A 16,189-nucleotide genomic window follows, 5' to 3' on the forward strand; every position below is an offset into this window, starting at 1 on the left:
GGATCACCTGTACAGCTGGACAAAGTCGCGGACGTTGCCGGACGACATGCCGGTGCCTGCGCCACCGTCGTTTGCAGGGCCGATGATTTCGCCCCAGATATCGAGCGTGGGCGGCGACAGACCGTCAGAGGCGACAGGTTCGGTTAGGAAGATTTTGACGAACTCGTGCACGGGCACGTTGGTGGCGGCACCCGCGATAGCGTTGCCGACGCAATCGATGCCAGCGGCTACAACGACGCGACGGTTGGGATCGTCGCTTTGGTTCGGGCTGCACTGCGGGCGGCCTGTTTCAGAGCGGCCCGTCAGGATCGAAGTGGTCGAGGCGCCCCCGCCTGCGGCTTCGATCTCTGCTTTGTAGTAATCAAATCGTGTGACGGCCTCGGGATGCGGATCGACCACGCCGTAGTTTGCCGCAACATAGGCCAGACGCCCCAGCGTCCATGTGCCATCGCCGTATCGGGTGCAGAGGCCGGTGGAAAAGCAATCGTCGCGGGGCAGGCCCAGCGTGTCGGTGGACAGCTCCGGCGACGGTGCGGTGCAGCCGTTTGTGCCCAGTTCCAGCCCGCGAATAACGTTGGGGGCAGGCGCATAGGCAGGGTCGTTTTTGGCCCCATTCATGATGGCCGAATACATGTCAAAGCGGACGTTGAACGACGCGTCTTCGATGCCGACTTTCTGGCCCGGTTCGATATCGACACCGTTGATCGAAAAGCATTGGGTGATCGTGCCGGTCGCGCCGATCAGGCAGGCATCAAGGTTGATGCCGCTCAGGCCAGCGCAGGGACCGGAGGCGTCGACGAGGTTCTTGGACGGGTCAAGGAAACCAAAGTCGCCCGGACCCCAGAGCGAGCCCACACCGCCCGAGCGCAGGCGGACCATGACACCTTCTGCGTCTTCGGCGGAAAAGGACGGATCGGGGATGCAGAACATCAGCGGGCTGATGTCGCAGGCAAGCTGGGCAAAACCCGCTGTTGCGCTGGCTTTGACACTGCCTTCAGGGCCTTCTTTTCCTGTGAGTGATGCAAAGGCCGCAGCAAATGTCATGGGCACTTCGCCCGGTGTCATGGTGGCTTTGACATAGCGCGCAAGGCGGGGGTCGGTGGTGACCGCGCCCATGGCGGTTAGGTCGTTTTCCGGCAGGTCGCTGTAAAACGTCAGCGTCACATCGGCCGAGGTCAGCGCCTTGTCGCCCTGGGCATAGGTCTGGATGTCGGTCAGTTGGGCGGCGGCGTTCGTGGCGCGGGTGATCGCATCGCTGCGGCCGTCCAGTTCACCAGCGGCGGTCAGGGCGACCTGATCGGCATAGGCCTGAAATTCGCTTTGCGTGGCGCCGACGCGGCCCAGATCAAAAGACAGGGCCACGATGCCGAAGAAGACAACAAAGGTCACCGCCCAAACGGGCAGAAGTGTGCCTGTTTCGTCTTGGATGAGGGACTGGGCGGCGCGTTTCATTGTCGGGGTCCGTTAGCGGATTTCTTCTTTGAACATCACGTTGGCGCGGCGGACCTTGATGGTCTTGACCGGCTCGGTGACGGGCACGGGAGAGCGTTCGATCAGCAGATCCGACAGGCGGATGGAATCGAGCGGTGCGTCTTCGCTGGCTTCCAGCGTGCGCAGCGTCAGGGACAGGGTGCCTGCCTCTTGCGCGAGCGCCAGTCGCTGGCCTTGTTCAGGGGTCACTTCGACAGTGACGGTGCGCGCGACCTCGGGCATGTCGGATTGTTCGTCCGAATCCTGATCCACGCCGATGACGCGGATGTTCTGAAGGATGGTGACGGCCCGCAGGCTTTCTTCGCGGCCTTGGGTCAGCAGCACGTCGACATAGTCACCCGGCGTGACAAAGCCGCCAACGGCGGTTTCGGCATCAACTTTGATCGCCATAGCGCGGCGGTTCGGGCCGAGCGTTTGGACGATGGTGACCTTTTCGCCGAAGTTCGACACTTTGCCCGCAAGGACCAGTTCGCCTTTGCCAATGGCGCGACGGGCGCGGCGGCCTTCGTCTTCGCCTTGGGGCAGAAGATCGGTGAATTCTGTATATACACCCGGCGGCAGGGCATTTTCCGGCCACTTGATGGTGCTTAGCATGGTGCGTTCGATTTCCTGACCAAAGCCGATATCGCTGGCCGCAATAACGACCGGAACCAGCCGGACGGCTGGGGCGGGCGAGGATTCGGCTGCGTTTGTGTTGATCAGGGTTTGAGCGATGTAGGCTGAACCACCTGCGACTGTCAGGCCTGCAGTGGCCAGCATAAGGGCTTTGATACGCATGGGTCAGCTCCTGCTGTGTTAGGTTGGGGGGTAAGGCTGCATTCCAGACTGTGGAGGTGCGGAATGCAGCCTTTGGTGATCCGTGAAGTGGATCAGTTCGGCATAGCTAGGCCGGCTGCGCCCATTGCGCCGCTGACTTCGCCGCCCAGCGTGGACAGAGCTGCAACGCCCAGTGTCACCGCCAGAGCCAGTGCGATACCGTATTCAACAAGCGTCACGCCCCGCTCATCGGATTGGAACGCAACCATGGTCTTCAAAATCATGTCTTTCATCGTTTTTTCCTCGGAATAGATGGCTCAAGGCCGACCAAATTGGTCCTGCGGATTATCCGGCAGGTTGGAACAGGCTATTCCTTGGGGAGAATTCGCGGATCAGAGCGATTTGCCAATTTTTCAACTATAAGGAGAAAAAACAGTAGAGGACCTGCTTGGACGCAGGGTTTTGGCGGGATTATGGAATCGATTCAGGTGTGATTCTGTCCGTCAGAGAAACAATCCGGCCAGAACGAACAGGCCGATAAACACCGTCTGCGAGGCAATCATGATCATCGGCGCAGGGCCGACGAATCTTAGTTGTTCGAGCGAGGTTTTCATGCCGACAGCGGCCACGGCAACGACCAGCGACGCGCGGGAAATGACGTTGGCGGCGTCAGTGACAGGAGTGGGAACCAGATCGTAAGAGTTCAGCGCGGCCAGTATCAGGAACGCGAGAATGAACAGCGGCAGAAGAGGCGGGCGGTCTGCACCGTTGCTTTGATGTTTGCGAAGGATCAGCGCGCCGATGAACACGACGGGGGCCAGAAGCGTGACGCGGAACAGTTTGACGACGGTTGATACATCGCCTGTTTCCTCGGAAATCGAATAGCCCGCGCCGACGACCTGCGCCACGTCATGGATCGTGCCGCCCATAAAGATGCCCGCCTGTTGCGGATCAAGGCCCAAGGTGTTGGCAAGGATCGGGTAGAGGATCATCGCGACCGTCGACAGGACCGTGACCGAGATCACGGTGAAGGACAGGTTCTGGTCGCGCTCGGGCGATTTCGGCAGGATCGAACTGATCGCAAGCGCGGCGGACGCGCCGCAGATCGCGACGGAGCCACCGGTCAGGAACCCGAACAGACGGTCTTTGCCCACCAGCGGCGCGATTGCGACGGACAGCAGGATCGTTGCGGCCACTCCTGCTGTCAGGATCGCGACTTGCGTCCAGCCGATGGCGGCGACCATGTCAAAACTTATGCGCAGCCCCAAAAGGGCGACGCCGACGCGCAACAGGACCCGCGCGGCAAAGTGGATGCCGGGGGCGGTTTTAGGATCTTCGGACAGGAACTGAAGTGGGATGCCCAGAAGGATCGCCATTAGCATGACGGGTGCGCCGTAGTGATCGGCAATGAACTGAGCCGCCATCGCGACCGACGCCACGATCAAAAGACCCGGCATCAGCGTGCGGGCGTGGGTGGCGGCGACGGTGGGGCTCATGCTGCGAAGGCGGGAACCGCCAGACCGTTGTCGCGGCGGAACAGGTGGATGCCGTCGGTGTCGGGCGTCAGCGAAATCTGGTCGCCTGCCTTGACGGTGGTTTGGCCGGCCATGTGGACGGTCAGGGTTTCGCCGGTGGCCAGTGTGCCGAACACATAGCTTTCGGTGCCAAGCTGTTCGACCTCGGACACGGTGGCCTTGATCGGGCCATTGGGGTCGATCAGCAGGGAACGGGGGCGGATGCCCAGTTCGAAGTCTGTGCCTTCGTCGTTCAGGTGGGTGTGGCCCATGGACACGACGGTGCCATCCGCCAGCGCAAGGCTGTCGCCCGAGCGGGTGACGTTGACAAAGTTCATGGCGGGCGACCCGATGAAGCCCGCGACAAAGCGGTTACGGGGATTGTTGAACAGCTCGAGCGGTGTGCCGAATTGTTCGACGCGGCCCGCGCGCAGAACGGCGATCTTGTCGGCCATGGTCATTGCTTCGACCTGATCGTGGGTGACGTAGATCATCGTGTTGCCAAGGCGGCGATGCAGCGAGGCGATTTCGCGGCGCATGGTAACGCGCAGTTCGGCATCGAGATTGGACAGTGGTTCGTCGAACAGGAAAATCTTGGGCTCGCGCACCACGGCGCGGCCGATGGCGACGCGCTGGCGCTGGCCGCCGGACAACTGGCCCGGGCGGCGGTTCAGATAGTCGTCGATCTGAAGCATGGTGGCGGCGTCGTTTACGCGTTTGGCGATCTCGGCCTTGGGCATGTTCAGGTTCTCAAGACCGAAGGACAGGTTCTTTTTCACCGACATATGCGGATAGAGCGCGTAGGACTGGAACACCATCGCCAGCCCGCGCTGTGCTGCGGGGACGTGGTTGACGACTTCGCCATCAATCACGCAATCGCCCGATGTGATCGGCTCAAGCCCCGAGATCATGCGCAGCAGTGTGGACTTGCCGCAGCCCGAGGGGCCGACAAACACACAGAATTCGCCGGATTTGATCTCCATATCGATGCCGTGGATCACATCCACATCGCCATAGGATTTCTTGACGTTTTTCAGGGTCAGATCGGCCATTATTTCAGTCCTGTATTGGCGATGCCGGCGGTGATGTATTTCTGAAGGAACACAAAGACGAGCGTGGACGGGATCAGGCTGACCATGGTCATCGCAAGACGGTAGTGTTCCTGACTGATGTGTTCGCCACGGAATTCCAGCAGACAAAGCTGGATGGTGTAGGCCTCTTTCGTGGTGGCGATGGCGACCAAGGGCAGGATCAGATCGTTCCAGCGCCAGATCACCGACAGAATACCCAGTGCGGCCAGAGCGGGCAGGGTCAGGGGCAGCATGATGCGCCAGTAGACCTTCCATTCCGATGCCGCGTCCATGCGGGCGGCCTCGATCAGCTCATCAGGGATGGACAGCATGTATTGGCGCAATAGGAAGACGCCTGTGGGGGTTGCAGCACCCGGAATGATGACGCCCCAGATCGATCCAGACAGGCCCGTGGCGTGGATCGCCTTGAACACACCGACCAGAGTGATTGTGGGCGGCACCATCAGGGTGGCGAGGATGACGATAAAGAACAGCACCTGACCGCGGAATTTGTATTTCGCCAGCGCGAAGGCGGCCATCGAGTTGATCAGCAGCGTCAGGATCGTGGCGATCACTGTGACCAGGACCGAGTTCGTGAAGCAGGTGGCAAAGTTGACGTTCACGCCAAAGGCCTGACCTGACAGCGGCTCGGAATAGTTTGACCAGGACGGTGCGAAGCGGCGTTCGGCGGTGATAGTGTCGGTGGGCAGTTTGACGACATCGGTGCTGCGGTTATCGACGTAGCGTGCAGGGGTGATGTCGCGGTTGGGACGGATGTTCGACACGGCGAATTGTGTTTTCTGGCCGGTCTCTGGATCGGGTGCTGTGACAAGAATTTGGGTCGCAAAGCGCGATGCCTCATACGGCGGAAGGCCGAGGTATTCAGACAGCAGGCGCTGATCGTCAGCGGACAGGCGCGACAGGATCGCATCCACATCGTTTTCTGCCTTGGCATCATCGGACATGGTCACATAGCGGGTGATCCAGTCGGGCAGGTTTTCGCGGGCGATCAGATCATTCACTTGCACCTGCAACTGCCCCAGATGGGTGCGCAGGGCATAGTAGGTCAGCCCGTCAAAGCCTTCGATAAAGGCGGCGGGATCCTGTTTGGCCTGTTCTTCCTCGCTCAGATCCTGCCAGTTCAGCACCCATTCCGGCAGATCGCCGATGATAAAGATTTCCTTGCCGTCGGCTGTATTCACTGTCGCGCGCGCCACTCGTTTGTATTCGGTGGGCAGCAGGGCGAGGTCCTGCTTTTCCAACTGCGACTTGGTCTTTAGCGAATTCAGGCCCAGCCACGCGACGGGGATCACGATCATCAGGAAACCGAAGGCCAGATAGGCGTAGGTCAGATAATCCAGCCAGTTCGCCCGTTGTCCGCCGGACTTGCGCGTCAGGAATGTGAGGATACCGCTCATTTGTTGGCCCTTGACGAGAGATAGACCTGCAACAGCGACAGGATGATCAGAACCACAGCCACCAAGAGAGAGGCCGTCGCCGCGATGCCCAAGCCGTTCGCCGTGGGCTGACCGCGCAGGCCCGAGGTGTCGAAGATATAGGACACCAGCGAAATCCAGCGCACGGACATGGCGTACAGCTCTTCAAAGGCCTGAACGGCTTTGATCAGCGACAGGACCGTGACCACCAACAGGGTGGGGGCCAGCAGCGGAATGGTGATGCGGGTCAGTTGCCGCCACGCAGGGGTGCCATCCATTTCGGCGGCTTCATAGACGTCGCGCGGAATTGCCTGAAGGCCCGCCAGAAGGATCAGCATGTAGAACCCGAGGTGCGCCCATGTGTAGACGAAGACAGACCAGAACATGGTCCAGCTTGGGTCGGTCAGCCATTGGATCGGCTCTGATATCCAGCCCCAGTTAATCAGCGTCTGACTAAGCGCGCCTTGACGTTTCAGGATCAGCGTCCAGAGGAAACCGACGACCACGGGCGACAGCATGACGGGGTAGAAAAACACCGCCCGCCACAGGCCACGGCCCTTGATATCGCGGTTCAGCGCAAGCGCCGTCATCAGCGCCACAACGATCATGATCGGGACCTGGAAGATCACAAAGATCGCCGTGTCATAGACGGCGGCCATGAACTTATCATCTTCGCGGTTTTCACCGCCCGTATCGATCTGGGTTTCAGACAGAAGGCGTTGGAGGTTGTCGTCGCCCGCCCATGCGCGGTCGGCGAAATTGATCGACTGCCCTTCGGTCACCGAGAAGCCCATGTTGATGAACAGTGGCGCAAAGGTGAACAGGCCGAAGACGATCATGTTCGGGATCAGGAAGATATAGGGAAGGCCCGTCGCGCCCGACAGGCGCTGGACCATTTCCACCGGCCAGCCCACGACGGTGGCCAGTCGTCCCCAGAAAGGTCCGGTCGGGCGAAGGATCGCCCAACCGATCAGCAGGTAGATCAGAAGCGCAAGGGGCCACGAAGACCCTGCGAATGCAGCAACTAAAGCGTCATGCATAATTCGGGTTCCGTGGCCTTGTGCGTTTCGACTTTATTCCGCGATCTTCGCGGCAACATCCGCGTCGATGGCTGCAAGCGCTTCGTCCAGCGTGATTTCACCGGTGATTGCCTGTGTCAGGTAATCGGGGATGACGCCGTAGATGACAAAGTTCTTGTTGTAGCCTTGGAACGTGTAGGCCTGCGGTGTGGTTTCTGCCGCTTTGCCTGCGTTGGATGCAAACGTGGACAGCGCCGCAGCGACAGCCGGATCGGCCTTGGCATAATCGATGCCGGAGGCCTGAAGCGCCTGGTTGGCCGAGATGTTGTTGGTTTCAACCGCAAACTTTTCGGCGTTTTCGGTGCTGGCCATGAAGTCGATGAAGGCTGCCGCGGCCTCGGGCGACTTGGTGGATTTGAATGCCGTCAAAGCCGCACCGCCGGGCATCGCGCCACAGCCACCGTCGCCACAGGGGGCAGGGACCGCTTTCCAGTCGAAATCGGTGATGTTGGCGGCGTAGTTGTTGATCATCCACGACCCCGACATGTGCATCGCGACGTCACCCGACTGGAACAGCGGGGCGGCGTTGCGGTACTGTGTGCCGGAACCTGCGGGCCAGCCTTCGGCGGGCATCAGGCCGGATTTGTGCCAGCCGACGAATGTTTCGGCGAACTTGCGGAAGCCGTCGTCAACCAGAATGGGGTTGCCTGCGTCGTCAAAGAACTTGGCGCCATAGCTGAATGCCGGACCCGCGATGCGGTGTGCGGTGCGGTCGATTGCCAGACCACCCAGAATGCCGGTGGCGTCTTTGACTTCCATAAGCGCTGCGGCCCAGTCATCCCATGTGGCCCCTTCGCCCGGCATGTCGACGCCTGCGTCGTCAAACAGGGACACGTTCACATAAGGACCGGTCACGGTCAGCTGTGTCATCCAGCCGTAGACGCCTTTGTCTTCGCCACCCGGCGCACGGAACCACGGCAGGGTCGCGCCATAGTTGGCTTCCCATGCGGCTGTGTCCACGTAAGGGGCGAGATCAAGGTAGTACTGGTTCAGTCCGCCAAGGTTGGTAACGCGGGCCACGTCGGGCGCGGCGTCTGTCTGAAGCTGGTTTTCCAACTGGTCACGGATCACGTCATAGCCGACGGTGTCCATTTTCACGGTGTGGCCTGTGGCCTCGGTGAAGGCGGGGATCATTTCGCCGATCACGTCGCATTCATTGCCGTCCTGATAGCACAGGAAGGTGATTTCATCTGCCTGCGCAACCGATGCGCCCGCAAGGATCGTGGTTGCAAGCGCAACCGTCTTGGTCGTTTTAAATGCGCCTTTCATGGTGTCCTCCTCTGTACACGTGTAGGCCGTCTTTTCTGTCTTGTTCTTGCCCTGCCGTCCCCTCCCAGAGTGGCAGGGAAGGTCTTAGTCGGGTTTCGGGGCGAATGTGCCGATCTGGCCCCCGAAGAACCCCAACGCTTGGCGGTCTTTGGCGAAAGAGGCGCGTTTGACCCTGCCCACAACAATGGCATGGTCGCCCCCTTCGAACACCGCGTGTTGTTCGCAATCGAACCGCGCAAGGCAGTCTGTCAAAACCGGAATGTCGTCCCCGTCTAAATGGTAGTCTTCGGACCGCAGTCCATATGCGTCCCGTGCGATGCGCCAGCACAGGTCTTCCTGATCTGACGCTAGCACATGAATGGCATAGGTGCGGGCCGAAGCGAAATGCCCAAAACGACGGGAATTCTTATCCGGCGACCAGAGGACCAGCGGCGGGTCCATGGAGACGGACGAAAACGAATTGGCCGTGGTGGCCACGGGGCCGCTGTCGGTCAGGGTGGTGATGACGGTCACGCCGGTGGCAAAACGCCCGTATGCATCGCGAAGCAGGCGGCCGTTGGTGGCGTCCGGTTCGAAGGCGGTGTGCTGTTTTGCCGAAAGCGCGTTCATCACGGCACCTCGGCGCCAAGTGCTGCTTCATACAGCATGAACCAGCTTTCGCGATCCAGCTTGACCTTCAAGGCATCCGCCAGTGTGGCGATGCGGTCCAGATTGTTGGTGCCCATCACCGGCAAGATTTTCGCCGGATGCGCCAGAAGGAAGGCAACTGCAATCGCGGCGCGATCAACGCCGTGGTCTTTGGCAAGCGTATCCATCCGGTCGGCCAGTTGGCCGGACGCGGTCATCAGGTTGCCGCCGCCAAGGGGCGACCACGCCATGATCGGATGATCGTGCTGTTGGTGGAATGCCAGATCACCGTTGGTGAAGGGGCGGATTTCAGCCAGCGAGATTTCGATCTGGTTAGTGACCAACTGATTCTTCATCGCCGATTGCAGCAGGGACCAGTCCCACGGGCGGAAGTTCGACACGCCCACGGTGCGGACCTTGCCCTCGGCCACCAGTTCATCAAGTGCGGCGCCGGTTTCGTGGTGGTCCATCAGCGGGTCGGGGCGGTGGATCAGCAGCAGGTCGATCACATCCAGCCCCATCACCTGAAGCGAGTTTTCGACGGATGCGCGGATGTGCGCGCGGGATGTGTCGTAGTATTTGACGGGCTTGTCCGAATATTTGCCGATGGGCGCGACGATATCGCATTTCGTCACGATCTCCATCTTCTGGCGCAGGGTCGGATTGGCGCGGAGCGCATCGCCCAGCACGGCCTCGGCCCCATAATCACCATAGATGTCGGCCTGATCAAAGGTGGTGATGCCCTGATCCAGACAGGACTGGATTTTGGCGGCGACGTGTTCGGGCGATGTGTTGGCATCATCGGCCACACGCCACATTCCGTAAACAATGCGCGAAAAGCCAAGGTCGGATGTAAGTGCGACGCGATCCATTAGCGACGTTCTCCTACGCCAAGAGGGGTTGCAGGGGTTGAGGAGGGGACACGACCATATTCGTGCGGGAGGGAACAGGTTTTCATATTCGGCAGGATGTGTTTTCCGACGTGAAGCGCCTCTTCCTTGTGGGGGTAGCCCGAGAAGATAAAGGCGCGGATGCCCATTTTCTGATAGGCCTCGATTTTCGACATAACCTGATCGGCGGACCCGACCAGTGCCGCGCCGCAACCGGACCGCGCGCGGCCCACACCTGTCCAAAGGTTGGCTTCGATAAAGCCGTCGTCATCCGCCATATCGCGGTTCTTGGCCTGATGGCTGACACCCAGAGACGTGGCATCCAGCGCCCGTTCGCGGATTGCGCGGCCCTGTTCATCGTCCAGTTTGGACACGATGTAATCGGCGTATTCGCGGGCCTCGGCCTCGGTGTCGCGGACGATCATGTGAACGCGCAGGCCGTAATCCAGCGTGCGGTTGTAGCGGTCGGCCACGGCATGAACGGCTTTCATCCGGCCTTCCAGCATGTCCATCGTTTCGGGCCACATCAGGTAGACGTTGCAGTGTTGGCCACAGAGTTCAAGCGCGTCGGGCGAATAGCCACCGAAATAAAGCAGCGGGCCGCCGGTTTGGTAGGGGCGTGCTGGATCGGTGCTGAGGCCGGTGAAGTTATAGATCTGGCCGCGATGGTTGATTTCGTCCTGCGTCCACGCCTGTTTCAGGATTTCGATGACCTCGCGCGACCGCTGGTACCGATAGCGGCTTTCGTCCTTTTCACCGGGGAAGTCGGACGAGATGATGTTGACCGTCAGGCGGCCTTCCAACATGTGATCCAGCGTGGCGATGGTGCGGGCCAGCATGATGGGCTGCATTTCACCGCAGCGTACGGCGGCCAGCATGTTGATCTTGTCGGTGATGGGCGCGCAGCCTGCGACGAAGGACAGCGTGTCCTGACCGACCTGATAGGACGACGGGCAGAGGATGTTGCGAAATCCTTGGTCTTCGGCGGTTTTCACAAGGCTTGAACAATGCGCCCACGATGACCGCAGGGACCCGTCCGGCACGCCCAGAAACTGGTAGTCGTCCGAGCAGAGTGCTGCGAACCAGGATACCTCGGCTGCATCCAGATCTTCGGATGTCACGGGGACCACGCCCATACGATTCCTCCACTAAATCGTCTGTCGATTTCCTCTTGCGTATCAAGCGCATTGATGTAGATCAATGGTGTATCAATAATTTTTGCGACAAAACGACCCGACGCACGATGCAAAGACGCGAAAGCAATACGGCGCTGCCGATATACCTTCAGATCAGTGAATCGCTGATGCGTGACATCGCGAGCGGTCGTTACGTGGTGGGCGAACGCCTGCCGCCGGAACGGGAACTGGCCAAGACCTATTCGACGACTGTGCGCACCTTGCGCAAATCGCTGTCCGAGCTTGAAAACAAAGGCATGTTGGAGCGGATTCAGGGGTCCGGCAATTACGTGCGCGACAACACGAATGCGCGGTCGGTCTATTCGATGTTCCGGCTGGAATTGCCCGGTGGCGGGGGCCTTCCGACGGCGGATGTTCTGGGGGTCGACTATATGGCGAAACCCGATGATCTGCCGCGCTTCGGCACCTCGGATCATGCATCGCGAATCCGTCGTCTGCGCTATCTGGATCAGACGGTGATCGCGGTTGAAGAGATTTGGCTGGACGGTGATTCCGGCCGTATCGATCCGGCGGCTTTGTCGGATTCGCTGTATTTCTACTATCAGAACAAGCTTGGTTTCTGGGTGTCCCACGCTGAAGACAGCGTTTGGGCGGCGCCGGTTCCCGATTGGGCGCCTGAGGCCTTTGGCCCCAACGCGGGCGACCCCGCAGGCTATATCGAGCGGTTCAGCTGGGCGCAGGTGCCCGAACCGGTCGAGTTTTCACGCACATGGTTTGACACGAACGCCGCACGCTATGTGCAGCGGATGAAATAGGATCGCTTATGTCAGAGCTTACGCGCTACGGCGTCATCGGTTGTGGAATGATGGGGCAAGAGCATCTGCGCAATATCGCGCTGTTGCCTGACACGCAGGTCGCGGTGATCTTTGAACCAGATGCCGACATGCGGACCGCGGCGGCAGAGTTTGCGCCCGAGGCAGTGTTTGTCGAGACATTGGATGAGTTGTTGGCCTTTGATGGGTTGGACTGTCTGATGATCGCCAGCCCGAACCACTGCCATGTGGAACAGCTGGAACGGATCGCAGGGGCGCGGCCTTTGCCGGTGCTGGTGGAAAAACCGCTATTTACGGCTTTGGACGATCTGACCCGTTTGGCCGATTTCGCCGCCAGCTATCCCGCGCCGGTTTGGGTGGCGATGGAGTATCGCTATATGCCGCCTGTTGCCGCGTTTTTGAAACAGGCGCAGGGGGCGACCGGCGGGATCAAGATGCTGACGATCCGCGAACACCGCTTTCCGTTTCTGGATAAGGTCGGGGCGTGGAACCGGTTCAATGCCCAGTCCGGCGGGACGTTCGTGGAAAAATGCTGCCACTTCTTTGATCTGATGCGCTTGACGCTTGGGTCCGAGCCTGTGCGCGTCATGGCGTCGGGTGGGCAGGACGTGAACCATCTGGATGAAGCCTATAACGGGCAGGTGCCTGATATTCTGGACAACGGCTATGTCATCGTGGACTTCGCCGATGGTACCCGGGCAATGCTGGATCTGTGCATGTTTGCCGAAGGGGCCGAGTATCAGGAAGAAATCAGCGCCGTGGGTCCGGCGGGCAAGATCGAGGCGTTTGTGCCCGGTCCGGGACGCTTCTGGCCCGATGATCTGGGCGCGCCGCCTGTGCCGAAACTGGCGGTCAGCCCGCGCAGCCCCAAGGGGCCTGTCACGCATGATATCCCTGTAGATCCGACGCTGCTGGATGCAGGGGACCACAACGGATCGACGTTTTACCAGCACCAGAAGTTTCTGGAACTGGTGCGCGGTGAACGGGACGCGCCCGAGGTCAGCATGGCCGACGGACGTATGGCTGTTTTGATGGGGATCGCGGCACAAATCGCCATGCAGGAAAAGCGCGTGGTGGAAATGTCGGAATTTCTTTAAGGGGCGTCTTGACCTTCCAGTGACTGGAAGGACCATGTATGATCCAAACTCCGTCTATGGGGACTCGGATCATGTCACAAAACCAGTCAGCAACTTTAATCGTTGATCGCATGTCCTGCGCGTCTTGCGCAGGGCGGGTCGAGGCCGGCGTCGGCACGCTTGAGGGCGTGTCCGAGGCATCGGTGAACCTTGCCGCCGAAACGCTGCGCGTGGCGGTGGACGACAGCGCGCGCCTGCCTGATATCAACAAAAAGCTGGATGATCTTGGCTATCCCGCGCGCAAGGCGTCGGTCGAGTTGAGCGTCAAATCCATGTCCTGTGCGTCCTGCGTGGGTCGGGTGGATAAGGCGCTGGCTACGGTGCCGGGTGTGATTGACGTGGCGGTGAACCTTGCATCCGAGACGGCCAAGGTGACTTACCTGCAAGGCGTGACCACGCCGAACGCCTTGGCGCAGGCCGCGACCGATGCGGGCTATCCTGCGTCAGTTGCGGGGGCCGACGCGGCACTGGATCGCGAGGCGGAAAAGGAAGAAGAGGCCAAAGGGCTGACGCGGCAGGTGATCATCGCGGCCTGTCTGGCTGTGCCTGTCTTTATTCTGGAAATGGGCGGGCATATGTACCCGCCGTTTCACCATTTCATCGGACAGACCATCGGTCATCAAGCCAGCTGGATCATCCAGTTCCTGTTGACGACCGCCGTCTTGGTCGGGCCCGGTCGCGCGTTTTACACGCGCGGCATCCCTGCCTTGCTGAAAGGCGCGCCGGATATGAACAGCCTTGTGGCGGTCGGCACGCTGGCGGCCTACGGGTTTTCGGTCATCGCAACCTTTGTGCCGTCGCTTTTGCCCGACGCCGTGCGCGCCGTGTATTTCGAAGCCGCGGCGGTGATCGTGGTTCTGATCCTGATCGGTCGTCTGCTTGAGGCCCGCGCCAAGGGCCGGACCGGTGCGGCGATCCGCAAGCTTCTGCGCCTGCAATCGCGCGAGGCGCGGGTGGAGCGGGACGGTCAGGTGATCGAAGTGTCGGTCGATGATCTGAAGGTCGGTGACGTGGTGATCGTGCGCCCCGGTGAACGGATCGCAGCGGATGGTGTGGTGCTGGAAGGGGCCAGCCACGTTGATGAAAGCATGATTACCGGCGAACCTGTGCCAGATGAAAAGACGGTGGGTGCCAAAGTGACGGCGGGCACTGTGAACGGGGCAGGGGGCCTGCGTATTTCGGCGACCCATGTGGGGGCCGATACGGTTCTGTCCCAGATCATCCGCATGGTGCAGGACGCCCAAGGGGCGAAGCTGCCGGTGCAGGGCTTGGTTGATAAGATCACCATGTGGTTTGTGCCTGCGGTGATGACGATTGCCGCGTTGACCGTGGCGGTCTGGCTGATCTTTGGCCCCGATCCTGCGCTGACTTTGGCCTTGGTCGCGGGTGTGTCCGTTCTGATCATCGCCTGCCCTTGTGCCATGGGTCTGGCCACGCCGACCTCGATCATGGTGGGCACGGGGCGCGCGGCGGAACTGGGTGTGTTGTTTAGAAAGGGTGACGCGCTTCAGGGATTGGCGGACGTGGATATCGTGGCCGTGGATAAGACCGGCACAGTGACGCAAGGGCGGCCTGAACTGACCGATCTGGTGCTGGCGGATGGCTTTGACCGCGCCGGGGTTCTGGCCAAGGTCGCTGCGGTCGAGGCGCAGTCGGAACATCCCATCGCCGACGCCATTGTGCGTGCAGCGCGTGCCGAACTGGGCGGATTTCCGGATGTGGACCAGTTCCAGACGGTAACCGGCCATGGTGCCATGGGTCAGGTCGATGGCGTGACCGTTCTTGTGGGCGCTGATCGTTTCATGGCGCGTGAGGGTGTGGAAATCTCGGGCCTGACCGCGCAGGAAACCGCCTTGGCTGAAAGTGGCCGCACAGCGCTTTATGCGGCGATTGACGGAAAGGCCGCGGCGGTGATCGGTGTGGCCGATCCGGTGAAACCCAGCAGCAAGGCGGCAATTGCGGCGCTGCGGGCGAAGGGGCTGAAGGTGGCGATGATCACCGGTGACAAACGCGAAACCGCCGAGGCGATCGCGCGGGAAACCGGCATTGATCAGGTGATTGCGGGCGTTCTGCCCGACGGCAAGGTTGCTGCGCTTCAGGCGATGACCAAAGACGGCGAAAAAATCGCCTTCGTGGGTGACGGCATCAACGATGCGCCTGCTTTGGCGGTGGCCGATGTGGGTATCGCGATTGGGACTGGCACAGATGTGGCCATTGAATCGGCGGATGTTGTGTTGATGTCGGGTGATCTGGCGGGCGTGGTGAACGCGCATGAGGTGTCGGCCCGCACAATGCGCAATATCAAGGAAAACCTGTTCTGGGCCTTTGGCTATAACGTGGCGCTGATCCCTGTGGCGGCGGGTGTGCTGTACCCTGTGTTCGGCATCCTGCTGTCGCCGGTACTGGCGGCGGGCGCAATGGCGTTGTCGTCGGTCTTTGTTCTGTCGAACGCGCTGCGCTTGCGCTGGATCGAGCCGGCCATGGCGGATGAGAAACCTGCCACACCGGCCCCTGTACTGAAGGAGGCGCACGTATGAATATCGGTGACGTTGCAACCGCATCCGGCCTGCCCGCAAAAACGATCCGCTATTACGAGGACATCGCGCTGGTGACACCCAAGCGCGAGGCCAACGGATATCGCGTGTTTTCCGAAAACGATCTGCACAAGCTGCGGTTTCTGGCCCGTGCCCGTGCGTTGGGGTTTGCCATTGAAGACTGCCGAACCCTGCTTGCACTTTATGAGGATAAGGGCCGCAGCAGTGCCGAGGTCAAGGAGCTAAGCCGCAAGCATCTGGATGAGATCGACCAGAAGATCGCGCAGTTGCAATCCATGCGAAACACGCTGGCGCATCTGGTCGAGGCTTGTGCAGGCGATCACCGCCCCGACTGCCCCATTCTGAATGATCTGGGGCAATAGACTGTCCGTTTGCGGTGGTTTTCATTTCCTGCGCC

General features: G+C 60.4%; 15 protein-coding genes. 4 read left to right on the forward strand and 11 right to left on the reverse strand.

Annotated elements, in window-relative coordinates:
• Positions 1-3: 3 nt before the first annotated feature.
• The 11 genes from C4S59_RS17285 to C4S59_RS17335 form a co-directional block, all read right to left on the reverse strand.
• Positions 4-1,452: a TadE/TadG family type IV pilus assembly protein gene (locus C4S59_RS17285; protein WP_103911635.1), complete on the reverse strand. Its 1,449-nt coding sequence runs from the start codon at positions 1,450-1,452 to the stop codon at positions 4-6.
• Between the two features lie 12 nt (positions 1,453-1,464).
• On the reverse strand, positions 1,465-2,268 hold the full coding sequence (cpaB, locus tag C4S59_RS17290; protein ID WP_103911636.1) for a Flp pilus assembly protein CpaB: 804 nt from the start codon (positions 2,266-2,268) through the stop codon (positions 1,465-1,467).
• Positions 2,269-2,360: 92 nt separating this feature from the next.
• The gene (locus tag C4S59_RS17295; RefSeq protein WP_103911637.1) at positions 2,361-2,540 is read right to left on the reverse strand and encodes a Flp family type IVb pilin; all 180 of its coding nucleotides are present in this window, start codon (positions 2,538-2,540) and stop codon (positions 2,361-2,363) included.
• 210 nt (positions 2,541-2,750) lie between these two features.
• Positions 2,751-3,743 carry a YeiH family protein gene (locus tag C4S59_RS17300; RefSeq protein ID WP_103911638.1) on the reverse strand — a complete coding sequence of 331 codons (993 nt, stop codon included), beginning with the start codon at positions 3,741-3,743 and terminating at the stop codon, positions 2,751-2,753.
• Positions 3,740-4,813, reverse strand: coding sequence for an ABC transporter ATP-binding protein (locus C4S59_RS17305; RefSeq protein ID WP_103911639.1), 1,074 nt, complete (start codon positions 4,811-4,813; stop codon positions 3,740-3,742). Before C4S59_RS17305 ends, C4S59_RS17300 begins: the two co-directional genes overlap by 4 nt.
• Complete coding sequence (locus C4S59_RS17310) at positions 4,813-6,249, reverse strand: carbohydrate ABC transporter permease (protein WP_103911640.1); 1,437 nt, start codon at positions 6,247-6,249, stop codon at positions 4,813-4,815. Before C4S59_RS17310 ends, C4S59_RS17305 begins: the two co-directional genes overlap by 1 nt.
• Positions 6,246-7,307 (reverse strand): carbohydrate ABC transporter permease, encoded by a 1,062-nt coding sequence (locus C4S59_RS17315; protein WP_103911641.1) that lies wholly within the window; start codon positions 7,305-7,307, stop codon positions 6,246-6,248. Before C4S59_RS17315 ends, C4S59_RS17310 begins: the two co-directional genes overlap by 4 nt.
• Before the next feature lie 33 nt (positions 7,308-7,340).
• Positions 7,341-8,615 (reverse strand): ABC transporter substrate-binding protein, encoded by a 1,275-nt coding sequence (locus C4S59_RS17320; protein ID WP_103911642.1) that lies wholly within the window; start codon positions 8,613-8,615, stop codon positions 7,341-7,343.
• 84 nt (positions 8,616-8,699) lie between these two features.
• On the reverse strand, positions 8,700-9,224 hold the full coding sequence (locus C4S59_RS17325) for a flavin reductase family protein (protein WP_103911643.1): 525 nt from the start codon (positions 9,222-9,224) through the stop codon (positions 8,700-8,702).
• Positions 9,224-10,114 carry an aldo/keto reductase gene (locus C4S59_RS17330; RefSeq protein WP_103911644.1) on the reverse strand — a complete coding sequence of 297 codons (891 nt, stop codon included), beginning with the start codon at positions 10,112-10,114 and terminating at the stop codon, positions 9,224-9,226. Before C4S59_RS17330 ends, C4S59_RS17325 begins: the two co-directional genes overlap by 1 nt.
• Positions 10,114-11,268, reverse strand: coding sequence for an LLM class flavin-dependent oxidoreductase (locus tag C4S59_RS17335; protein WP_103911645.1), 1,155 nt, complete (start codon positions 11,266-11,268; stop codon positions 10,114-10,116). Before C4S59_RS17335 ends, C4S59_RS17330 begins: the two co-directional genes overlap by 1 nt.
• 107 nt (positions 11,269-11,375) lie before the next feature.
• Here C4S59_RS17335 and C4S59_RS17340 point away from each other — a divergent pair, with 107 nt between their 5' ends.
• The 4 genes from C4S59_RS17340 (at position 11,376) to cueR (ending at position 16,154) form a co-directional block, all read left to right on the forward strand.
• Complete coding sequence (locus C4S59_RS17340) at positions 11,376-12,083, forward strand: GntR family transcriptional regulator (protein WP_103911646.1); 708 nt, start codon at positions 11,376-11,378, stop codon at positions 12,081-12,083.
• Between the two features lie 8 nt (positions 12,084-12,091).
• Complete coding sequence (locus tag C4S59_RS17345; RefSeq protein WP_103911647.1) at positions 12,092-13,198, forward strand: Gfo/Idh/MocA family protein; 1,107 nt, start codon at positions 12,092-12,094, stop codon at positions 13,196-13,198.
• A gap of 71 nt (positions 13,199-13,269) precedes the next feature.
• Positions 13,270-15,774 (forward strand): heavy metal translocating P-type ATPase, encoded by a 2,505-nt coding sequence (locus C4S59_RS17350; RefSeq protein WP_103911775.1) that lies wholly within the window; start codon positions 13,270-13,272, stop codon positions 15,772-15,774.
• Complete coding sequence (gene cueR / locus C4S59_RS17355) at positions 15,771-16,154, forward strand: Cu(I)-responsive transcriptional regulator (protein ID WP_103911648.1); 384 nt, start codon at positions 15,771-15,773, stop codon at positions 16,152-16,154. Before C4S59_RS17350 ends, cueR begins: the two co-directional genes overlap by 4 nt.
• Positions 16,155-16,189 lie beyond the last annotated feature (35 nt).

Source organism: Thalassococcus halodurans, assembly GCF_900108225.1.
GTDB classification, from domain to species: Bacteria; Pseudomonadota; Alphaproteobacteria; order Rhodobacterales; family Rhodobacteraceae; genus Thalassococcus; species Thalassococcus halodurans.